This is a genomic window from Ruegeria atlantica, from assembly GCF_013032455.1.
In the GTDB taxonomy this organism is placed as follows: domain Bacteria; phylum Pseudomonadota; class Alphaproteobacteria; order Rhodobacterales; family Rhodobacteraceae; genus Ruegeria; species Ruegeria atlantica_B.
On record NZ_WQCF01000005.1, the window covers coordinates 1 to 19,864 of the forward strand.

Below are 19,864 nucleotides of genomic sequence, written 5' to 3' on the forward strand. Positions count from 1 at the left end.
CCCCAATGGACGCATACCAAGACGCCGCAGAATAAAAAAATAAAACCCCGCCAAACATATCGGCGGGGTTTTTTCGCCAATCGGAAACCTCTGTTCTAATTTGCACCCTCTCCGGATGTCGTTTTCTGGATTCAAAGCGTCTTTTATGCTTGCTGATGCTGCATGTGCATCATAGCTCTGTCCGCGGGACACCCCTCCCCAACGAGGGGCGTGTATCTGGAAGGGTAATACACATGAGTATCGAACAACCGGCAGCGCGGCCGGCCAATCCGCGTTTTTCCTCGGGCCCCTGCGCCAAACCCCCTACATTCGAGCTGAGCAAGCTGGCCGATGCTGCGCTGGGGCGGTCGCACCGTGCCGCTGTTGGCAAGGATAAGCTGAAAGCGGCTATCGAGGGCACGCGCGAAGTGCTGGGTATTCCGGCAGATTACAAGATCGGCATCGTTCCCGCCTCGGATACCGGCGCGGTCGAAATGGCCCTGTGGTCCCTGTTGGGCGAACGCAAGGTTGAGATGCTGGCGTGGGAAAGCTTCGGCTCCGGTTGGGTCACCGATGTGGTCAAGCAACTGAAGATCGACGCCGAAGTGAAGGCCGCCGAATATGGTCAGATCGTTGATCTCGCGTCTGTCGATTTCGCCAATGATGTTGTGTTTACATGGAATGGCACCACGTCGGGCGTGCGGGTTCCCAATGGCGACTGGATCGCGGATGACCGTCAGGGCCTGACGATCTGTGACGCAACCAGCGCAGCTTTTGCGATGGACCTGCCCTGGGACAAGCTGGATGTCACCACCTTCAGCTGGCAGAAGGTGCTGGGCGGTGAAGCGGCCCATGGGATGCTGATCCTGTCGCCCCGTGCAGTGGAGCGGTTGGAGAGCTATACACCTGTATGGCCGCTGCCGAAGATTTTCCGCCTGACCAAAAGGGGCAAGCTGATCGACGGTATCTTTACCGGCGCTACGATCAACACGCCTTCGATGCTGGCAGTTGAGGATTACCTGTTCGCGCTGGATTGGGCGCGCTCGGTTGGTGGTCTGCAGGGTTTGATCGCCCGAGCTGATGCCAATGCCGGTGCGGTGCATGCATTCTGTGACCAGAACGACTGGATTGCCAATCTAGCCGAGGATGCCGCGACGGAGTCGAACACTTCGGTTTGCTTGAAGTTCACCGATGACCGCATTCAAGATGGTGCTGTCTTTGCCAAGGCTGTAGCGAAACGGCTGGAGGCCGAGAACATCGCGCTGGACATCGGTGCCTATCGTGACGCGCCTGCGGGCCTGCGCATCTGGTGTGGTGGCACGGTTGAGACTTCGGATATCGAGGCGATGTTGCCTTGGCTGGCATGGGCCTTTGAGGCTGAGATCGCGGCGCAAACCGAAGCTGCCTGAAATTTTCACCGGGCCGCCAAAGGCCCGGACCTCCCATAAAATTCAAGGACCAGAGATATGGCCCCCAAAGTACTCGTATCTGACAAGCTCAGCGAAACCGCCGTGCAGATCTTCCGCGATCGCGGCATCGACGTGGATTTTATGCCCGATCTGGGCAAGGACAAAGACAAGCTGGCCGAGGTGATCGGTCAGTATGACGGCCTTGCCATCCGCTCGGCCACCAAAGTCACGCCTTCCATTCTGGAAAAAGCTGACAAGTTGAAAGTCATCGGTCGCGCCGGGATCGGCACAGACAATGTCGACAAAGAAGCGGCGTCGAAAAAAGGTGTGATCGTGATGAACACACCTTTTGGCAACATGATCACTACGGCCGAGCACGCGATTGCGATGATGTTCGCTGTGGCGCGTCAAATTCCCGAGGCCAGCACATCGACCCATGCGGGCAAGTGGGAAAAGTCCAAGTTCATGGGGATCGAGCTGACCAACAAGACGCTCGGTGTGATCGGTGCCGGTAATATCGGTGGCATCGTCTGCGAACGCGCACTTGGCCTGAAAATGAAGGTTGTCGCCTATGATCCGTATCTGGGCGAAGAGAAAGCGGCCAAGATGGGTGTGGAGAAGGTCGAGTTGGACGAGCTGCTGGCTCGCGCCGATTTCATCACCCTGCACGTGCCGTTGACCGATCAGACCCGCAACATCCTAAGTCGCGAGAACCTTGCCAAGACTAAGAAAGGCGTGCGCATCGTGAACTGTGCCCGCGGCGGTCTGGTCGACGAAGAGGCACTGGCTGAGGCGCTGCAATCGGGTCAGGTCGCGGGTGCAGCCTTTGATGTGTTCAGCGAGGAACCGGCCAAGGAAAACGCGTTGTTCAACCTGCCCAACGTGGTCTGCACGCCTCACCTTGGTGCGGCCACGACTGAAGCGCAGGAAAACGTCGCTCTGCAGGTGGCTGAGCAAATCTCGAACTACCTGCTGACCGGCGCGGTGGAAAACGCGCTGAACATGCCCAGCGTCACCGCCGAAGAGGCCAAGGTCATGGGGCCGTGGATCAAACTGGCCGGTCATCTCGGCAGCTTCATCGGCCAGATGACGGATGAACCGATCAAGGCGATCAACATCCTGTATGACGGTGTGGCGTCCGAGATGAACCTGGCCGCGCTGAATTGCTCGGTGATCGCGGGGATCATGAAGAAGTTTAACCCCGAGGTGAACATGGTCTCGGCTCCGGTTGTGGCCAAAGAGCGTGGGATTCAGATTTCTACGACCAATCAGGACAAGTCCGGGGCGTTCGAAGGCTATATCAAGGTGACTGTGGTGACTGAAAAGCGCGAGCGCTCGATCGGGGGGACTGTGTTCAGTGATGGCAAGCCGCGTTTCATCCAGATCAAGGGTATCAACATCGATGCTGAGATTGGTGCGCATATGCTTTATACGACCAACGAAGACGTTCCGGGTATTATCGGCACGCTGGGTCAGACCATGGGTGAGGCCAACGTCAACATCGCGAACTTTACCCTGGGTCGCGCCGAAGCGGGTGGTGAAGCCATTGCATTGCTTTATGTGGACGAGCCGGTGCCAGCCGAGGCGCGCGCCAAGCTGGCTGAGACAGGTCTGTTCACACAGGTCAAGCCGCTGGAATTCGATGTCGCCTAAGTGGTGTTGAATTTCCGAGACTATTTCGTACCCGCGCCACCGAGGCGCGGGTATTTTCTTTTCCCGCCCTCCAATTCGCGCCACAAGCAAGGTGTTCATTAGACCCGAGGGTTTTTTATGCCATCCCCCATATACGCCGTCGGTGACATTCACGGTCAGCTCGAGATGCTGGTAAAAGCGTTACACCTGATTGAACGGGACGGCGGGACTGATGCGCGGATTGTTTTCCTGGGCGACTACGTGGATCGCGGACCAGACAGCCGCGGAGTTCTGGACCATTTGATCGCAGGGCAGAAAGCAGGGCGAAACTGGATCTTTCTGCTGGGAAATCACGACAGGATGTTCGCCAGATTCATGCGGGACGGGTCCACGTCCGAAGCTAAGCTGCGGGTAGGTGAGCACTGGTTGCACGACCGATTGGGCGGGGCGGAAACTTTGGCCTCTTACGGGGTCGATTTCCTGCCTGATGAGCGAATTTACCGGATTCTCGACCGCTTGCGGGCCAAAGTGCCGCCAGAACATGTCGAATTTCTGAATGGTTTGCTGACACACCATCTGGCAGGCGACGTGTTGTTCGCTCACGCTGGCATCCGCCCCGGTGTGCCCTTGTCTGATCAGACTGAGGAAGACCTGATCTGGATACGGCATGAGTTTCTGGATGATCCTCGCCGGCATCCGTGGCTGGTTGTTCACGGGCACACGCCCGCGCCGCAGGCCGAGCATCTTGGAAACCGTATCAATCTGGATGGAGGCGCCGGGATGGGGCGCCCCTTGGTTCCGGCTGTCTTTGAAGGGCGGGACTGTTGGCTGCTGACCGAAAATGGCCGTGTTCCGTTGACCCCTAGTCTTTTGTGAACAGGCCTTTGTAGTCCTCGCGCAGCGCGTTTTTCTGTACCTTGCCCATCGTGTTTCGGGGCAGCTCGTCCAGAATGATCAGCTTGCGAGGATGCTTGAACCGGGCCAGCGCCTCTTGCACTTTGGCAAGGATGGCGTCGAGGTCTGGCGTTTGACCCGGTTCCGGTACCAGAATGCCCACAGGGGTCTCGCCAAAATCCGGGTGAGGTACACCGATCACCGCACTTTCCAGCACGCCGGGTTGGTCGTCCAGTATCAGCTCAATTTCTTTGGGATAGATGTTGTAACCGCCCGAGATGATCAGGTCTTTGCCGCGCCCAACGATGTGGACATAACCGTCCTCATCCACGCACCCCAGATCGCCGGTGATAAAGAAACCGTCCTGGCGCAACTCGGCGGCGGTTTTCTCGGGCATCTGCCAATAGCCTTGAAACACATTTGGGCCACGCACTTCGATCATGCCAATTTCCCCTTCGGGCAACGCCTCACCGCTTTCGGGATTGGTCACCTTCAACTCAACGCCGGGTAGGGGGAGGCCGACCGTTCCCGCGCGGCGCTCACCATCATAGGGATTGGACGTGTTCATATTTGTCTCGGTCATACCGTAGCGTTCCAGAATGCGGTGGCCGGTGCGGACCTCGAACCGCTCGTGGGATTCCGCAAGCAACGGGGCTGATCCTGAAATGAACAGCCGCATGTGCCGCGTCAGATCGCCGGTGAAACGATCATCCCCCAGCAGGCGGGTGTAGAATGTCGGAACTCCCATCATCGACGTGGCCTGTGGCATCAAGCGCAGCATGTCGTCCAGATCGAATTTAGGCAGAAAGATCATCGCCCCGCCCGAGGCGAGGATCACATTCGTGGCCACGAACAGTCCATGAGTGTGAAAGATCGGCAGCGCATGCAGCAACACATCATCGCGGGTGAACCGCCATTGCTGCACCAACATTTCCGCATTCGACAGCAGATTGGCCTGAGTCAGCATCGCCCCTTTTGATCTTCCTGTGGTGCCGGACGTATACAGAAACGCGGCCAGGTCATCCTCGGATCGTCGAACGGGTTCGAACGCGGGCAGCATTCCCATGGCCCGCCGCGTCAGGCTGCCCGTCCCATCGGCGTTCAGTGTCTCCAGCCGGGCGTTCTGGGCGGCGGCGATAGGGGCAAGACCTTGGGCTTTCGCATCGTCACAAACGACCAGCTTCGCACCGCTGTTTTCGATGAAATATTGCAGCTCGGCCGAGGTATAGCCGGTGTTCAGCGGTAAAAAGATCAATCCGGTTTGCGTGCAGGCGGCATAGAGCGCCAGCGCTTCGGGTGATTTCTCGACCTGCACGGCCACCCGTTCGCCGGGTTCCAGTTCGAACCCGGACAGGGCGTTTGCGATCTGCGCGGCCATGTCCAGAAAAGTGGCGTGGGTCAGGGTCCGACCGTCGTGCAGATGCAGAAAGGGGGTGTCCTTGCCCGCATGAATGCCAAACAGTCTGTCATAAAGCGGGTTGCCCATATTGTTCTGCCCTTTACGCCTGCTCTATCCCGGCTGAATCTGTATCGGAATAAACGGGGGGTAAAGCAGAAATTCAGGAAAGAACCGGAATTGCGGGGCCGTGCATCATCCGGTGGCGAATGACGCCTTGGCAAGAGTCAAAGGCGTGCCTTTCAGAGCGTGCCCAAGCTTGTCTGTTGGTCTGGATTAAGTGACCGTCACCGTGCCTGTGACGGAATGTGGATGCGGGCTATGACATTGTAAAAGCCTGCGCGCGTGAACATGGCTGCGTTTGCCCAGAATACTGGGCTGACCGCATCAAACTGTCACTGGCTAAAATGCTGCACCTGCGATATGCGCAGGTTATCTTGCCGGAGACTGAAGATGTACGTAGCCACACTGTTGACCAACCCGAACACGCCAAAGCTTGAGTACGCTCTGGTCGAGTCGTTGCGCAATGCGTGGGGTGGTGGCGAAGTGGTCTGGCTCAGCCCGAATGAGGCGGCAGAGTTCACCTTTGCCGACCTGCCTGACAACCAGTGGGAAGCCTGGACTGAGCTACAGCTATTGGAGGTCGACCTGATCGTGCAGCCGGTCGAAAAACGCCGCAAGCAGATGTTGTTGGCCGATATGGATAGCACCATGATCCAGCAGGAATGCATCGACGAATTAGCCGATGAGGCAGGCGTAGGCGACCGGGTCAAAGACATCACCGCGCGAGCGATGAATGGTGAGCTGGATTTCGAAGGCGCGCTGATCGAACGGGTGGGTCTGCTGAAAAATCTGGACGAGGCTGTGATTGACAAGGTGCTTGCGGAACGCATCACGCTGATGCCCGGCGGCAGGGAACTGATTGCAACCATGCGGACGAACGGCGGCTATGCAGCGCTGGTCTCGGGCGGGTTTACGGCGTTTACCGCGAAAGTGGCAAGTGAATTGGGTTTCGACGAAAACCGCGCCAATACGCTGTTGGCCGAGAATGGCAAACTTACCGGCGACGTGCAACGCCCGATTTTGGGTAAGCAGGCCAAGGTGAACGCGCTGGAGCAGATCACCAGTCGTCTCGGCCTGTCCGAAGAAGATGTCATTGCCGTTGGCGATGGCGCTAATGATCTGGGTATGCTGGGGCGGGCTGGAACCGGTGTGGCGTTGCACGCCAAACCCTCGGTCGCAGAGCAATGTAACATTCGGATCAACTATGGGGATCTGACGGCGCTGCTGTACCTTCAGGGATATGCCCGCGCGGACTTTGCGGACGTGTGACAGCAGGGGCTTCCCTTTATTTAACAAAAATGTTAAACAGTGGTCATGAATACGCTTCTGACCACATTCTCGGCCTTGTCCGATGCCACCCGATTCTCAATCGTCGAGCAACTGATGCAAGACGGAGAGCTTCCCGCCGGTGATCTGATCGAAGGGCGCGGCATGTCCGGCGCTGCGATCTCGCGCCACCTGAAGGTGCTGCGCGAAGCTGGCTTGGTGCTGCAACGGGTTCAGGGCAGCCAACGGATGTATTCCATCCAGCCCGAGGGGCTGCGGGCGATTGCCGAGTGGACCATCTCGAAACGACAGTTCTGGGAGAGCAGCCTCGACCGTTTGAACGACTTGATTGAAAGGGAGAATTCATGGCCGACCTGAAACTGGAACGTGAGTTCCCGACCGCACCGGAAAACCTGTTTGCCTGGATCAGCGATGGCGCGAAGCTGTTGCAGTGGTGGGGGCCGGAAGGAATGCACGTGCCTGAGCATGATCTGGATTTCTCGCGCCTTGGGCCGTGGTATTCGGTCATGCAGAACGCCGAGGGCCAGCAATACAAGGTCTCGGGGCAGGTCACCCATGTCGATCCGCCCAACTCGGTGGGATTCACATGGGGCTGGCATGACGATCAGGATCAGCGCGGTGCGGAAAGCCATGTAACGCTGACCGTCGAAGCGGCTGGCGAGGGCGCGCGCCTGATCCTGGATCACCGCGATCTGGGCGATGATGAGATTGCAGCGAACCACAACCAAGGCTGGACCTCGTCGCTACGCAAATTGGAAGCTCAGTTTTAAGAAATGCATCAGGGAGGAAGAGAAATGCCCCAATTTCTGTTTGTCTATCACGGCGGTCATACCCCAACCGATCCTGCCGAAATCGAAGCGACCATGGCCGCCTGGGGCGCGTGGTTCCAGAACATGGGCGACGCGCTGGACATCCCCGGCAATCCGGTGGGTCAGTCCTATACGGTCAGTTCCGGTGGCGTTGTCGACAATGGCGGGGCAAACCCGGCGTCAGGTTTCACCGTCATCAAAGCCGACAGCATCGACGCCGCCACTGAGATGGCCAAGGGCTGCCCCATGGTTGTGAGCGGAACAGGCTCGGTCGAAGTGGCCGAGGTGCATCCGATCGAGATGTGACCCTTAGCCGGGAAATCCCGGCGCGGGCCTGATTAGGCCGCATTCTATCCCGCGGCGGCTGTATTGAATGGCGTTCATGAATTTGCGGGTGGCCGGGTGTTCGGCCTCCAGCACGCCCAGATGCACCAGAATGGCCGCGATGGCGCATTCGCTGGCGCGGGTGGTGCCATCAGTGATCTTCAGCGCCACACCCATGCGTTTTTCCGGAATGATGGCAACGAAAACGGCTTCGGCCCCGGTCTTGATCGCGGCGCGGCCATCCATGGCGCGCATAAGCTCGGTGCAGGCCCGGTTCTCGCCCGCCACAAGTTCCGGGTGCTTGATCATCGCAGCGGTCAGCTGCTGCGCCGCATCGCTGGCCCTGTCTGATCGGTCAGCGGCCGAGGCAAACCATGCCATCGAGCGGGCCAGCCCCACCAGCGAAGTGGCAAAGTTCGGGGCCGAGCAGCCATCGATGCCATAGGCTGGGCTGGTCTCGCCGGTCGTTTCTTCAAGAGCCGATAGGCAGGCCTGTTGCACGTCATGATCGATCTCAAGATATTCCGGCCCGGCCCCCATATGCTGCGCCACGGTCAGGAAACCGCAATGCTTGCCCGAACAGTTGTTGTGAATTTGGCAGGGTGTATCGTCGGCCAGAATTAGCCCGTCCCGAGCCGCCATGTCTTGCGGTTCCTGCGGACCGCAACGCAGATCATGCTCGGTCAGGCCCAAATGGTCCAACCAGGCCGACACCCGATCCGTATGTATATGCGCGCCGCTGTGAGAGGCGCAGGCCAGTGCCAGATGTTCGCTGTTCAGACCGTATTTCGCGGCGGCGCCAGACGTAATCAGCGGCAGTCCCTGAATCATCTTGGCCGAGGACCGGGGATAGATCACCGCATTCGGATCGCCCCAGCTTTGCACGATCTGACCGCTGTCATCACAGATCACCGCGTGACCCAGATGCAAGCTTTCCAGCAAGGGGCCTCGCCACAGTTCTGTCATTGGTACCGGCTGCGTCATCTGGCCCCTCCGTAATATGCGCAAAATTCTGCCAATCGCCCTTTCGCCTGTGGCGAAACCTGCGTTAGTGTGTGTATGTCGGCAATCATCGGAATACGCAACTTACAGACGACCCGGCAAGGTGCGCAGGCGTTTCCGATGGGTATGAGGTTTAGGTCGAGCTAGGAGGCTGGACAGATGGGATCGAAACTCGTCCGTGTGATCGCGGGCCTGTGCGTGGCAGGGATGGCCACAACTGTAGCCGCTCAGCAGGCGACAAGCACCAACCGCGTGGCAGCAAAAACGGACTGGAGCGTTTTCGTCGAAGACGATCCCACCGAATGCTGGAGCGTGTCTGCCCCCAAGGAAACCGTCAACACGCGTGGCGGTCGGGTGGTTTCAGTTCGCCGCAGCGATATTCTTTTGTTCGTGTTCTATCGCCCTAACGCGGATGTCAAAGGACAGGTGACCTTTACCGGCGGCTATCCCTTTGCTCCGGGATCGACCGTGAATGTTGAAATCGACGGTTCAGAGTTCGAGTTCATCACCGAAGGCGAATGGGCGTGGCCTGCAACTGCAGGTGAAGACTTGAAAGTTGTTGCAGCAATGAAACGCGGTTCCGAGGCTGTGCTGACCGCTCGTTCCGAGCGTGGCACGCAGACCAAGGACACTTTCTCGCTTCTGGGCTTTACCGCAGCGATCGAAGACGCCGAGACGCGCTGCACCAACTGATCCGCATCTGTTGACACACGAAACCCCGTCATTTGGCGGAGTTTTCTTTTGTCCGAGCCACGTATCGATCTTACGTACCGTCAATCTAGGAATTTGATCCGCATCAAGGCGGGCCGCCAGATTTTCTGAACTACTCAGTTTAGAAAATCAGAAGGAGCCATCGAATGCTGAACAAATTCCTCGTCGCGTTTATGATGACGGCTGCCGTATTGTTGAGCGCATGTGAAAAAGACACGGAAACCTACCCCGTGACTGGTGAGCAGTGCGGCCCGGAAGATCCCGTGAAAACGCTGGACGCCGCAGACTGCGATATTCTGCCTGCGGGCATCTAACAGGTTTTCTGAACCTGCAGACATCAATTGTGGCCGCATTGGCATTGCCAGTGCGGCCAAGCCGTTTTTGGGGCCTTTGTTGATGCGTGCTATCGTTGCTTTTTGCGAAGCATCTGATGGGAATGGAACATGCGTTACTTGTTGCTCATACTGCTTTTTTCACCTGCGGCACTCGCAGATCCTTCGTTGGAGTGTTCTGACGCAAGCTCGCAGGTGGAAATCGGTGAATGCGTTGGTGAAATGGAAAACCGGGTCAACCAGGCGGTGGAAGCGAGTTTCAGAATCGCGCAGCAGGCCGCCACTGAACTGGACGAGGTCACTGGCCGTGTGGTCGCGCAACCGGCGCTGGAGGCGGCACAGAAAGTCTGGGTCATTTACCGGGATACCCAATGCGAGGCCGTCGGCGCATCCTATGGCGGAGGCTCTGGTACCGGCATCGCCATCACATCTTGCCGGGTTGAGCTGGGCCGGGCGCGTGTGGAAGAATTGCTAGCCTTTGCGAATTAGGCCGGACGAATTCTTTTGATCTTTGCGCTCGATCCTATATAGAGGCGCATCCCAAGCCAGAATCCTTCGAGATACGCCCCAGTAGGTACCCCAATGTCGCCCAAAGCGCCGATCACTCAAGACGTCATGACCATCCCCCGCAAATTGCCCGAGGGGAAGATTAACCTTGTCGGCCTGACCCGCGACCAGTTGCGCGAGGTGCTGATCGAAAATGGCACGCCGGAAAAACAGGCCAAGATGCGCACCGGGCAGATATGGCAGTGGATCTATCAATGGGGCGTGCGAGACTTTGCCGAGATGACAAATCTGGCCAAAGCCTATCGTGCGCAGTTGGCCGAGACTTTCGTGATCGAAATCCCCGAGGTCGTGACGCGCCAGGTGTCCGAGGACGGCACCCGAAAGTATTTGTGCCGCATCGCGGGGGGGCACGAGGTCGAGGTGGTTTATATCCCTGAAGAAGATCGCGGCACGCTGTGTATCTCGTCTCAGGTCGGGTGCACGCTGACTTGTTCGTTCTGTCATACGGGTACGCAGAAACTGGTACGCAACCTGACGGCGGCCGAAATTGTCGGGCAAGTGATGATGGCCCGCGATGATCTTGAGGAATGGCCGGTTCCCGGTGCGCCCAAGGATGAAACGCGGCTGCTGTCGAACATCGTTCTGATGGGTATGGGCGAGCCGCTTTATAACTTCGACAACGTCCGCGACGCGATGAAGATCGCCATGGACCCCGAAGGAATTTCTCTGTCGCGCCGCCGGATCACCCTGTCGACCTCGGGCGTGGTGCCCGAAATTGCGCGCACGGCAGAAGAGATTGGTTGCTTGCTGGCGATTTCCTTCCACGCAACCACCGATGAAACCCGCGACGTGCTGGTTCCAATCAACAAGCGTTGGAATATCGAGGAGTTGCTGCAGGCGCTAGCCAGCTATCCCAAAGCTTCGAATTCCGAGCGGATCACCTTTGAATATGTGATGCTGGATGGCGTCAATGACAGTGACGAGGATGCGCACCGTCTGATCGACCATATCAAGCGTCATAACATCCCGGCCAAGATCAACCTGATCCCGTTCAACGAATGGCCCGGCGCGCCCTACAAGCGCAGCTCGAACAACCGCATCCGGGCGTTTGCGAATATCATTTATCAGGCTGGTTATGCCTCTCCGATCCGCAAGACACGGGGCGAGGACATCATGGCGGCCTGTGGCCAATTGAAATCAGCCACCGAACGTGCCCGCAAGTCACGCAAGCAGATTGAGGCCGAGGCTGGGCTGCAAAGTTAAGCTTTTTCGATCGGCTCTTGGCGGTCTGCGCTAATTTATTGCGCGGATCGCTGTTTTTTGTATGCGTAATTTGGTATGTTTCCCAAGTCAGCATCGGCTCAACGCTTCACTCTTGTGCACGAAGGAGTGAAAGATGTGTTCAGGTGCTAGCGCTTTTGTTCAGGGCCGTTATCCTTTTTGCAAGTAAAACGAGCGGCGTTCAGGCGAACCTTTTGAATTCAGGTGGGCCATCCTAATGATCTTAAGATTAACACGATTGATTTCGATCTATTTGGCTGCGCTGGCATTTTCGGGTGCGTTAGCTCCTTATGCTGCTGCGCAATCAACCGACGAAGATGCACATATCGCCATTGAGAATCCTGCCGATCTCTCAAAAGAAGAGGCGTCGCGTATTTACAAATCGTTGCAGAAGCGCATGGCGCGGGGATACGACGCCGCGCAGTTGGATTTGCTTATGAATTATCAGAACTGGCCGTTGTTCAATGATGCGCCCTATATCTCGGCAACTCATGGGCAGCGTTACGTGAACAGCTATGCCAATCGTATGGCGCACAATTACGGGACCTTGCAAGAGGGCGAAAAGCTGCCCGTTGGCTCGGTCTTGGCCAAGGATAGTGTGACGGTCACGGACGAGGGCAACATTCACCCGGGCGCTTTGTTCGTGATGGAGAAACTGCCCGAAGGCACCAGTCCGGACACGGCCGACTGGCGTTACATCATGGTGCTGCCGGATGGGTCGATGTTTGGCGACACGACGGGCTTTCGTGCGTCGGCGGTTGCCTATTGCCACGACTGTCACGAGGCGGTCGCGGATAGGGATTACACGTTCTTTGTTCCCGAAGACTATATCGCTGGGAACTGATCGTCAGACGGCCTCGTTAGGCAGCTTCAGAGCCGTGGCTTCGCGGCGGCTGAGTTGTTCGCCCTGTTTGCGTTTCGACAGCACCTCGCGGGCCAGCGCGTATTTCTCGTCTTGCCAGAAGATCAGACAGCCGTTGCAGCCTTTGCCGCAACAGCCCTCGGTGCCGATGCGGTTGGTCTTGAACCGGCGCTCGTTGCCATCCTCGCCGATCTTTTCCACCAGCTCGTCGCGGCGGCGTTCATAGGCCTTTGGATTGTCACGGCCCGAGGTTTCCAGCCCCTGTACCAGCTTGTCAAAGCGGATGCGGCTCCAGTGTTCGTCGGTCAGGGCGCGTTCTTTGCGCAGGACGGAATAGACCGGGAAACGGGCACGCAGGTCGTCGATGTTTTCGTGATCGAACAGGGTGAAGGGCAGGCGGATGACGGTTTTCGTGCTGCCATGCACCACGTCCAGCCGCGCGCCGTCATGGGCGCGCTCGAAATCATAGACCCGCAGCAGAACCGTGTCGCGCGAGATGGGCGAGACAAAATCCAGCACATCGCCTGGTTCCAGCTTGTTCTTCACCTCGACCAGAAACGCGTCCTCGGTCACCTCGGTGACGATCCCGGCATATTCCCATTGGGCGATGGATGCCGTGTGCTCGTAGTCGTGGGAATAGTTGGTCAGCCGCCCTTCGTGGAAGGCAAGCGTATAGCCGCGGTTCCCGACAGTTTCGAGTTCGCGCATATAGGGCTTCGGGTCCCAGTTCTCGGGGTCCGCATGATAGTCATCAATGGCCATGCGATAGGCACGGGCGACGATGGCGGCATAATATTCCGACTTGCCGCGCCCTTCGACCTTGAGGCTGTCGACGCCGATCTTCAGGTACTCATCCAGTTTCGGCATGATGCACAGATCGCGCGAGTTCAGGATATACGAGCCACGATCATCCTCTTCGATGGGCATCAGATCACCGGGGCGGCAGCCCTCTTCCAGCAGAAACTCGAACAGATCGGCGTTTTCCTCGGTGATGCGCAATTCCTGATGTGTGCCGTCCTTGAGGCGCAGCTTCAGGCCATAGTTCCAGCGGCAGGAATTGGCACAGTTGCCCTGGTTCGCCCCACGCTCGGCCATGAAATTCGACAGCAGGCAGCGGCCCGAATAGGTCATGCACATCGCGCCGTGAACAAAGGCCTCAAGCTTGATATCGGGGCATTTCTCGCGGATCTCGACCAGTTCGGGGTACGAGACTTCACGCGCCAGAACCACCAGTTCGGCCCCCTGATCCTGCCAGAACTTCACCGACAGCCAGGAACAGATATTGGCCTGGGTCGAGATATGCAGCGGCAGCTCGGGGGCCCGTTCGCGGACATATTGGAACACGCCGGGGTCGGCGATGATCAGCCCGTCGGGCTTCACCTTGCGGACCGTGTCGATATATTCGTCCAGCTTCGGGATGTCTTTGTTGTGCGAAAACAGGTTCAACGTCAGGTAGGCGCGTCGCCCGTGCTGGTGGCAGAACTCGACTCCTTCGATCACCTCTTCCAGCGAGAACTCGGATTTTGTGCGCAGCGACATATCCGGCGTACCCAGATACACCGCATCCGCCCCGTAAAGGATGGCGAGTTTCAACTTGCGCAGATTGCCCGCAGGCATCAGCAGTTCGGATCTGGACTGGGTCATGGGTATACCGGGTTTTGGATCAAGGGGGCCTTTTACGGTAATCGCCCCGAGTCCAAAAGCCCGTTATCTGCGACGGAACCGCGCTGTACCGATGACCTCGATCAGTTGCTTGCGGACGGGGTCGGGCTGCGCTTCGACCGCGTTCAGAACTTCGCGCAGTTCGGCGCGCAACCCGTGCATCTGGTCGATCAGGGAAATCATCATCGACAGAGCATCCGGTTCCATCTCGTACTGGTCATGCAACTCGCAGGCCAGTTCCAGCCGCGCAACGTCGAGGCTGTGGTAGATCAGGCCCTGTTCCGTTTGTTCAGGGATCACGATCTCTGCGGCCAGATATTCGGTCAACCGGGTCGAGGTCAAGCGCGTGACGGTTTCGATCAGCTGCTCTTCGGTCAGGGTGCGGGTCATGACGGCATTCCTTTGCGCGGATCATAGCGGTGGTTCTCGCGCCATGTCTCCATGAAGTGCTTCAGGTCTTCGTCGATCTTGTCCGGCATCGCGACAGTCAGTTCGATCAGTTGATCGCCGCGTTCGGATGAGCCACGCTTCTTCACCCCCTTGCCGCGCAGGCGCAGGGTCTTTCCGCCGCTGGTGCCCGCCGGCACATTGACATTGACGCCGCCGTCGATGGTGGGGGCGGGCACCTTGCCACCCAGAATGGCCTCGTCAATCGTGATCGGCAGGGTGATGTGAATGTCGTCGCCCTGACGATCAAAGATGGGGTGTTTCGCAACCGTGACGGTCACCAAAGCATCACCGGGCGGTCCCTCACCAAAGCCTGGATCACCCTTGCCGCGTAGTCGGATAGTCTGGCCATCGGTGATACCCGCGGGGATTTTGACCTCGATCCGGTCGCCATCGGGCAGGGTCAGTTTTTGGCTGGCCCCGAACACCGCATCCAGAAAGCTGATCTGCAGGCTGTAGCTGCGATTGTGCCCCGGCGCGTGAAATTCATGAGTGCGCTGGCCGTAGCCGCCACGGCCCCGCATGAATTCGGCAAAGATGTCCGACATGTCGTCGGGGTCTGCCGCCCGTCCGCGATATGGGTTCCCGGCGGCCTCGGCATAGTCACGATAGTATTGCTGCTGCGGGCGCTCCTGACCCGAGGCGTCAATCTCACCACGGTCATATTGCGCTCGCTTTTCCGGGTCTTTCAGCAGATCATAGGCGGCGGCTGCAGCCTTGAACTTGGCTTCGGCCTCGGCGTCGCCGGGTTTCAGGTCGGGGTGGCATTCCTTGGCGATGCGCCGATAGGCTTTCTTAATCTCGGTGTCGCTGGCGTCTTTGGCGACGCCAAGGACGGAATAGGGATCGTCGCTCATCTCACCTCTCGCAGGTCAGTCAGAACAGGATGGTTTGATCATGCGTTTTCACAGGGCCAAAAGGAAGAGGCTTTTGAAACCGCTCGCAAATTCCCGCGAGCCTGTTAACATATGCATGTTTTTAATTATTTTCTGACGGAGACCACCATGACGCGCAGACTCAAGTCCATTCTGGCCCTGCTGGCCGGCAATGCCATCGGGTTGCTGCTTGCCGCGCTATTGTTACCGGAATTTGCGATCCGGCCGATCTCGTTCATTGTGGTGGTGATCGTCTTTACACTGGTGCAGTGGATTGCCGAGCCCGTGATTCTGAAGCTGGGCCAGAAAAGAGCACCCGCGATCAAGGGCGGTATCGCACTGATCGTGACTTTCGTGGGTCTGCTGGTGACCGATCTGATCACCAACGGGCTGACCATTGGTGGCATCTCCAACCTGCTGGCGGCGACGCTGCTGGTCTGGCTGGGCGCGCTGATCGGCAGCATCGTGTTGCCGATCTATGTGTTTACCGAATTGCGCGAGCCCAAGAAGTAATTACAGCGCGTTCAGGCTGGCCTCGATCGCTTGCCACAACTCTTCCACCGGTTCGCATCCGATCGACAGGCGGATAAAGGCGGGGTCGACATCGTCACCCCACCGCGCACGACGCTCGGCAGAACTGTGGACGCCGCCAAAGGATGTCGCAGGGCGCAGCATCGGACAGGCGTTGATGAAGGTCTCGGCTTTGGTTTCGGACTCCAACGTGATTGAAAGCAGAAAACCGAACCGCGCGGTCTGAGCCTTTGCCAGCGCGTGGGACGGATCGCCGGGCAAACCGGGATAGCGGATGTTCTTGACAGCCGAATGTTCGGCCAACCGCTCGGCCAATACCTGTGCCGAAGAACACATGCGATCAAACCGCACGTCCAGCGTCTCCAACCCGCGATGCAGAAGCCACGCCTCATGAGGGCCGGGGATTGCGCCCGAGACTTTCCGCCACTCCTCGACCCGTTCCATGATCTGCGCATTGCGGCTGGCCACGTGACCCATCAATAGGTCGGAATGCCCGCCCATGGCCTTGGTGTCCGAGGCCACAACGACGTCGATTCCCATGTCCAACGGACGCTGTCCCAGAGGCGTCATGGTTGTGTTGTCGGCAATGGTGATCCCACCCGCAGCACGCACTGCAGCAGCTATGGCCGGCAGGTCCATCAAATCCAGGCCGGGGTTTGAGGGGCTTTCGAGGAACACCACATCAAAGCCTTCGAAACCGCCCTCGAAGAATGCGGTTGTCGGGCGTTCGGTGACGGAAACTCCCAGCCCCGACAGGAACCGGTCGGCCAGTAGCCGTGTGACGTAATACCCATCTGATGGGATCAGCAGACGCGACCTGGCCTTAAGGATCGCAAACAACGCAGCCGAAATCGCCCCCATGCCTGACGGAAAGGTCAGGCAGGGCGCGTCTTCCAGATGGGACAGAACGTGCTCCAGATGCTGCCACGTTGGGTTGTCGACCCGGCCATAGGTGGGCAGACCATCCGGTGCGCCGGGCAGGTGGTACATGCTGCTTTGGGTCAGCGGCAGCGCCACCGGATCGCCCGCGTTCAATTCATTGCCGCGCAGGTGCAGCATCTCTCCGATTTTCGAGGCCATGACTCAGCGACCCGGAATTTCGTCGCGGGGCGGGGCGGGTTCCCAGTTCTCGATGATGTCGACCGCCTCCTGCGCTGTGTCGACGAACCGGAACAGGTCAAGATCTTCGTCCGAGATGGTGCCCGCGTCGGCCAGAGCTTCCCAGTTGATGACCTTTTCCCAGAATTCGCGGCCAAACAACAGGAAGGGCACGCGGTCCATGCGGCCGGTCTGGATCAGCGTCAGGGATTCGAACAGCTCATCCATCGTGCCGAACCCGCCGGGAAAGATCGTGATGGCACGGGCGCGCATCAGGAAATGCATCTTGCGGATTGCAAAATAGTGGAAATTGAAGCTGAGTTCGGGGGTCACAAAGAGGTTCGGCGCCTGTTCATGTGGCAGCACGATATTCAACCCGATAGAACAGCCACCCGCATCCTGAGCGCCACGGTTTCCGGCCTCCATAACGCCGGGGCCGCCACCGGTGACGATCACGTTTTCACGGCAGCCGGTTTGGTTCGATTTCTCGGTCATCAGCCGGGCGAATTCGCGCGCCTCGTCATAGTATTCCGACAGATTGGCGAGCGTCTCGGTCCGGGCGGTGTGCTTCTGCGACGGCTCGGGAATACGGGCACCGCCGAACATGACGATGGTCGAGGTGATCTCACGTTCGGTCATGATCATCTCGGGCTTTAGCAGTTCCAATTGCAGGCGCACCGGGCGTAGTTCATCCCGGCAGAGGAAATCGTCATCCGCAAAGGCCAGGCGATACGCGGGTGAGCGCGTTTGCGGCGTGTCCGGTACCTCGCTCGCGGTTGAGCGGTCGGTTTGTGCGTCGCGGAAGGGGCTGAGGCGGTCTTCTCTCATGGGTGATGGTTCCCTGCTTGCGTGTTCTTCAAACAGCTATAGGGTTCGCGGGCAGAGCGCCAGTCACGGAAGAACAACAATGAATTGGAAGTGCGAAATTTCAGCAGCCGCTGCGCGGATTGTCGGACATGCGCAGGTCACGCCGGTTATGGAAAGTACGGCCTTGGGGTTGGATTACCCGGTCGAGATGAAGCTGGAGCATTTGCAACATACCGGTAGCTTCAAGGCGCGCGGGGCGTTCAACACGTTGCTGAGTTCAGACGTGCCCGAGGCAGGGGTTGTGGCCGCGTCAGGCGGTAACCACGGTGCAGCCGCGGCTTACGCGGCGCGTGCGCTGGGCTACCCGGCCAAGATCTTTGTGCCTGAAATCGCGGGGCCTTCCAAGATTGCCTTGATTAAGCAGACCGGCGCTGACCTGAGCGTTGTGTCCGGCGAATACGCTAACGCGCTGACTGGGGCGCAAGAACACGAGGAGGCAACCGGCGCGATGCAAATCCACGCCTATGATGCGCCTTCCACCGTGGCCGGGCAGGGAACCTGCTTTTCCGAATGGGAGGCGCAAGGGCTTCAGGCAGACACGGTCTTGGTTGCTGTAGGTGGCGGGGGTCTGATTGCGGGTGCTCTGGCATGGTTTGATGGTACGCGCAAAATCGTAGCGGTTGAGCCTGCGACTTCCTGCGCGCTGAACGCGGCCCTGCAAGCGGGTGAAATGGTTGATGTCACCGTTTCGGGCATCGCCGCCAACGCGCTGGGCGCACGGCGGATTGGCTCAATTTGTTTTGGTCTGGCGCAGGGGATGACTTCGGTTCTGGTGACGGATGAAGCCATCGCCGAGGCACAGCAACGTCTGTGGCGCGCCCATCGCATACTGGTGGAACCAGCGGGCGCGACAGCTCTGGCCGCTCTGATTTCGGGGGCGTATCAGCCAACGCCAGGAGAGCGTGTGGCGGTGCTGATCTGCGGTGGAAATATTTCTCCCGACCCGCTGAATGGCTGAAACCGCAGCAATCAGCCGCAAAGTGCGCGTTCTGCGTCGCATTGCGGCCAGTCCCTTGCTTGCGTATAGGCAACACCAACGTGAACAGATTCAGCAGGGAGTACCCCATGTCCAACGCGCAACTGGAAGTCGCCATCGAAGCCGCCTGGGAGGCACGCGATACCATCACCCCCGCCACCACTGGCGAACAGCGTGAGGCTATCGAAGAGACTCTGAACGCGCTGGACAGCGGTTCGCTGCGAGTTGCCGAGAAGCTGGAGAGCGGCGAATGGCACGTGAACCAATGGGCCAAGAAAGCGGTTTTGCTAGGTTTCCGTATCAAGGACATGGAAATTCAGCACGGAGGCCCGCAGGCCGGTGGATGGTGGGACAAGGTGGACAGCAAGTTCGCCGGTTGGGATGAAAGCCAGTGGCAGGCTGCCGGTTTCCGCGCCGTGCCGAATTGCGTAGTCCGCAAATCGGCTTACATCGCGCCGGGCGCCGTTCTGATGCCGTCTTTCGTAAATCTGGGCGCCTATGTGGGCGAAGGCACCATGGTCGATACTTGGGCTACCGTCGGGTCGTGCGCCCAGATCGGTAAGAACGTGCACCTGTCCGGCGGCGTCGGCATCGGTGGTGTATTGGAGCCAATGCAAGCTGGCCCGACGATCATTGAAGATAACTGCTTTATCGGTGCCCGTTCCGAGGTGGTTGAGGGCTGTATCGTTCGCGAAGGCTCGGTTTTGGGCATGGGTGTGTTCATCGGCAAGTCGACCAAGATCGTCGACCGCGAAACAGGTGAGGTCACATATGGCGAAGTACCGCCGTACTCGGTGGTTGTTGCCGGTTCGATGCCGACCAAGAACAACATCAGCCTGTATTGCGCAGTGATCGTGAAGCGGGTGGATGAAAAGACCCGCTCGAAAACCGGGATCAACGAATTGCTGCGCGACTAAATC

The 19,864-nt window shown here is 58.5% G+C and carries 22 protein-coding genes; 15 read left to right on the plus strand and 7 right to left on the minus strand.

Features of this window, described 5'->3' with window-relative positions; all coding sequences use genetic code 11:
- Positions 1-233: 233 nt before the first annotated feature.
- The 3 genes from GOW93_RS10395 to GOW93_RS10405 all read left to right on the plus strand — a co-directional run bounded on the left by GOW93_RS10395 (position 234) and on the right by GOW93_RS10405 (position 3,896).
- Positions 234-1,388, plus strand: a complete 1,155-nt coding sequence (locus GOW93_RS10395) for a phosphoserine transaminase (RefSeq protein WP_170383819.1) — start codon at positions 234-236, stop codon at positions 1,386-1,388.
- Positions 1,389-1,445: 57 nt separating this feature from the next.
- Positions 1,446-3,041, plus strand: a complete 1,596-nt coding sequence (gene serA, locus GOW93_RS10400) for a phosphoglycerate dehydrogenase (RefSeq protein ID WP_170383821.1) — start codon at positions 1,446-1,448, stop codon at positions 3,039-3,041.
- Between the two features lie 117 nt (positions 3,042-3,158).
- Positions 3,159-3,896, plus strand: coding sequence for a metallophosphoesterase family protein (locus tag GOW93_RS10405; RefSeq protein ID WP_170383823.1), 738 nt, complete (start codon positions 3,159-3,161; stop codon positions 3,894-3,896).
- Here the strand turns inward: GOW93_RS10405 and GOW93_RS10410 are convergent.
- Entirely contained in the window at positions 3,883-5,400 is a 1,518-nt protein-coding gene (locus GOW93_RS10410; protein ID WP_170383825.1) for a malonate--CoA ligase, read from the minus strand. The genes GOW93_RS10405 and GOW93_RS10410 overlap by 14 nt on opposite strands.
- 363 nt (positions 5,401-5,763) lie before the next feature.
- Here GOW93_RS10410 and serB point away from each other — a divergent pair, with 363 nt between their 5' ends.
- The 4 genes from serB to GOW93_RS10430 are packed head-to-tail and all read left to right on the plus strand — an operon-like array spanning position 5,764 to position 7,775.
- Entirely contained in the window at positions 5,764-6,642 is an 879-nt protein-coding gene (gene serB / locus GOW93_RS10415) for a phosphoserine phosphatase SerB (protein WP_170383827.1), read from the plus strand.
- Between the two features lie 45 nt (positions 6,643-6,687).
- On the plus strand, positions 6,688-7,017 hold the full coding sequence (locus GOW93_RS10420; RefSeq protein WP_170383829.1) for an ArsR/SmtB family transcription factor: 330 nt from the start codon (positions 6,688-6,690) through the stop codon (positions 7,015-7,017).
- Positions 7,005-7,430 (plus strand): SRPBCC family protein, encoded by a 426-nt coding sequence (locus tag GOW93_RS10425; protein ID WP_170383830.1) that lies wholly within the window; start codon positions 7,005-7,007, stop codon positions 7,428-7,430. The genes GOW93_RS10420 and GOW93_RS10425 overlap by 13 nt, the downstream gene beginning before the upstream one ends.
- Before the next feature lie 24 nt (positions 7,431-7,454).
- Entirely contained in the window at positions 7,455-7,775 is a 321-nt protein-coding gene (locus GOW93_RS10430; protein ID WP_170383832.1) for a YciI family protein, read from the plus strand.
- A gap of 3 nt (positions 7,776-7,778) precedes the next feature.
- Here GOW93_RS10430 and GOW93_RS10435 read toward each other — a convergent pair whose 3' ends face one another.
- Positions 7,779-8,777, minus strand: a complete 999-nt coding sequence (locus tag GOW93_RS10435) for an asparaginase (protein ID WP_170383833.1) — start codon at positions 8,775-8,777, stop codon at positions 7,779-7,781.
- A gap of 177 nt (positions 8,778-8,954) precedes the next feature.
- Between GOW93_RS10435 and GOW93_RS10440 the strand changes: the two genes are divergently transcribed.
- The 5 genes from GOW93_RS10440 to GOW93_RS10460 all read left to right on the plus strand — a co-directional run bounded on the left by GOW93_RS10440 (position 8,955) and on the right by GOW93_RS10460 (position 12,470).
- On the plus strand, positions 8,955-9,488 hold the full coding sequence (locus tag GOW93_RS10440) for an invasion associated locus B family protein (RefSeq protein ID WP_170383834.1): 534 nt from the start codon (positions 8,955-8,957) through the stop codon (positions 9,486-9,488).
- 164 nt (positions 9,489-9,652) lie between these two features.
- Entirely contained in the window at positions 9,653-9,820 is a 168-nt protein-coding gene (locus GOW93_RS10445; RefSeq protein WP_170383835.1) for a hypothetical protein, read from the plus strand.
- Positions 9,821-9,949: 129 nt separating this feature from the next.
- A complete protein-coding gene (locus tag GOW93_RS10450) occupies positions 9,950-10,327 on the plus strand; it encodes a lysozyme inhibitor LprI family protein (RefSeq protein WP_170383836.1) in 378 nt (125 codons plus the stop codon).
- 93 nt (positions 10,328-10,420) lie between these two features.
- Positions 10,421-11,608: a 23S rRNA (adenine(2503)-C(2))-methyltransferase RlmN gene (gene rlmN, locus GOW93_RS10455; RefSeq protein WP_170383837.1), complete on the plus strand. Its 1,188-nt coding sequence runs from the start codon at positions 10,421-10,423 to the stop codon at positions 11,606-11,608.
- 235 nt (positions 11,609-11,843) lie between these two features.
- Complete coding sequence (locus GOW93_RS10460) at positions 11,844-12,470, plus strand: cytochrome P460 family protein (RefSeq protein WP_170383838.1); 627 nt, start codon at positions 11,844-11,846, stop codon at positions 12,468-12,470.
- Between the two features lie 3 nt (positions 12,471-12,473).
- Here the strand turns inward: GOW93_RS10460 and GOW93_RS10465 are convergent, their stop codons facing one another.
- From GOW93_RS10465 to GOW93_RS10475, 3 genes are all read right to left on the minus strand, one after another.
- Entirely contained in the window at positions 12,474-14,132 is a 1,659-nt protein-coding gene (locus tag GOW93_RS10465) for a U32 family peptidase (protein ID WP_170383839.1), read from the minus strand.
- A gap of 63 nt (positions 14,133-14,195) precedes the next feature.
- Positions 14,196-14,540, minus strand: coding sequence for a hypothetical protein (locus GOW93_RS10470; protein WP_170383840.1), 345 nt, complete (start codon positions 14,538-14,540; stop codon positions 14,196-14,198).
- Positions 14,537-15,454 carry a DnaJ C-terminal domain-containing protein gene (locus GOW93_RS10475; RefSeq protein WP_170383842.1) on the minus strand — a complete coding sequence of 306 codons (918 nt, stop codon included), beginning with the start codon at positions 15,452-15,454 and terminating at the stop codon, positions 14,537-14,539. Before GOW93_RS10475 ends, GOW93_RS10470 begins: the two co-directional genes overlap by 4 nt.
- A gap of 147 nt (positions 15,455-15,601) precedes the next feature.
- Here GOW93_RS10475 and GOW93_RS10480 point away from each other — a divergent pair, with 147 nt between their 5' ends.
- Entirely contained in the window at positions 15,602-15,985 is a 384-nt protein-coding gene (locus GOW93_RS10480; RefSeq protein WP_170383844.1) for a hypothetical protein, read from the plus strand.
- Here GOW93_RS10480 and GOW93_RS10485 read toward each other — a convergent pair whose 3' ends face one another.
- Positions 15,986-17,083 (minus strand): cystathionine gamma-lyase, encoded by a 1,098-nt coding sequence (locus GOW93_RS10485; protein WP_170383846.1) that lies wholly within the window; start codon positions 17,081-17,083, stop codon positions 15,986-15,988.
- Between the two features lie 3 nt (positions 17,084-17,086).
- Positions 17,087-17,929 (minus strand): LOG family protein, encoded by an 843-nt coding sequence (locus GOW93_RS10490; protein WP_170383847.1) that lies wholly within the window; start codon positions 17,927-17,929, stop codon positions 17,087-17,089.
- Between the two features lie 79 nt (positions 17,930-18,008).
- Here GOW93_RS10490 and GOW93_RS10495 point away from each other — a divergent pair, with 79 nt between their 5' ends.
- Both GOW93_RS10495 and dapD read left to right on the plus strand, forming a co-directional pair.
- Entirely contained in the window at positions 18,009-18,926 is a 918-nt protein-coding gene (locus GOW93_RS10495; protein ID WP_170383850.1) for a threonine/serine dehydratase, read from the plus strand.
- 107 nt (positions 18,927-19,033) lie between these two features.
- Positions 19,034-19,861, plus strand: coding sequence for a 2,3,4,5-tetrahydropyridine-2,6-dicarboxylate N-succinyltransferase (gene dapD / locus GOW93_RS10500; protein WP_170383852.1), 828 nt, complete (start codon positions 19,034-19,036; stop codon positions 19,859-19,861).
- Positions 19,862-19,864 lie beyond the last annotated feature (3 nt).

Coding starts and splice junctions, on each gene's coding strand:
- GOW93_RS10395 (WP_170383819.1), top strand. CDS start 234: ATGAGTATCGAACAACCGGCAGCGCGGCCGGCCAATCCGCGTTTTTCC.
- serA (WP_170383821.1), top strand. CDS start 1,446: ATGGCCCCCAAAGTACTCGTATCTGACAAGCTCAGCGAAACCGCCGTG.
- GOW93_RS10405 (WP_170383823.1), top strand. CDS start 3,159: ATGCCATCCCCCATATACGCCGTCGGTGACATTCACGGTCAGCTCGAG.
- GOW93_RS10410 (WP_170383825.1), bottom strand. CDS start 5,400: ATGGGCAACCCGCTTTATGACAGACTGTTTGGCATTCATGCGGGCAAG.
- serB (WP_170383827.1), top strand. CDS start 5,764: ATGTACGTAGCCACACTGTTGACCAACCCGAACACGCCAAAGCTTGAG.
- GOW93_RS10420 (WP_170383829.1), top strand. CDS start 6,688: ATGAATACGCTTCTGACCACATTCTCGGCCTTGTCCGATGCCACCCGA.
- GOW93_RS10425 (WP_170383830.1), top strand. CDS start 7,005: ATGGCCGACCTGAAACTGGAACGTGAGTTCCCGACCGCACCGGAAAAC.
- GOW93_RS10430 (WP_170383832.1), top strand. CDS start 7,455: ATGCCCCAATTTCTGTTTGTCTATCACGGCGGTCATACCCCAACCGAT.
- GOW93_RS10435 (WP_170383833.1), bottom strand. CDS start 8,777: ATGACGCAGCCGGTACCAATGACAGAACTGTGGCGAGGCCCCTTGCTG.
- GOW93_RS10440 (WP_170383834.1), top strand. CDS start 8,955: ATGGGATCGAAACTCGTCCGTGTGATCGCGGGCCTGTGCGTGGCAGGG.
- GOW93_RS10445 (WP_170383835.1), top strand. CDS start 9,653: ATGCTGAACAAATTCCTCGTCGCGTTTATGATGACGGCTGCCGTATTG.
- GOW93_RS10450 (WP_170383836.1), top strand. CDS start 9,950: ATGCGTTACTTGTTGCTCATACTGCTTTTTTCACCTGCGGCACTCGCA.
- rlmN (WP_170383837.1), top strand. CDS start 10,421: ATGTCGCCCAAAGCGCCGATCACTCAAGACGTCATGACCATCCCCCGC.
- GOW93_RS10460 (WP_170383838.1), top strand. CDS start 11,844: ATGATCTTAAGATTAACACGATTGATTTCGATCTATTTGGCTGCGCTG.
- GOW93_RS10465 (WP_170383839.1), bottom strand. CDS start 14,132: ATGACCCAGTCCAGATCCGAACTGCTGATGCCTGCGGGCAATCTGCGC.
- GOW93_RS10470 (WP_170383840.1), bottom strand. CDS start 14,540: ATGACCCGCACCCTGACCGAAGAGCAGCTGATCGAAACCGTCACGCGC.
- GOW93_RS10475 (WP_170383842.1), bottom strand. CDS start 15,454: ATGAGCGACGATCCCTATTCCGTCCTTGGCGTCGCCAAAGACGCCAGC.
- GOW93_RS10480 (WP_170383844.1), top strand. CDS start 15,602: ATGACGCGCAGACTCAAGTCCATTCTGGCCCTGCTGGCCGGCAATGCC.
- GOW93_RS10485 (WP_170383846.1), bottom strand. CDS start 17,083: ATGGCCTCGAAAATCGGAGAGATGCTGCACCTGCGCGGCAATGAATTG.
- GOW93_RS10490 (WP_170383847.1), bottom strand. CDS start 17,929: ATGAGAGAAGACCGCCTCAGCCCCTTCCGCGACGCACAAACCGACCGC.
- GOW93_RS10495 (WP_170383850.1), top strand. CDS start 18,009: ATGAATTGGAAGTGCGAAATTTCAGCAGCCGCTGCGCGGATTGTCGGA.
- dapD (WP_170383852.1), top strand. CDS start 19,034: ATGTCCAACGCGCAACTGGAAGTCGCCATCGAAGCCGCCTGGGAGGCA.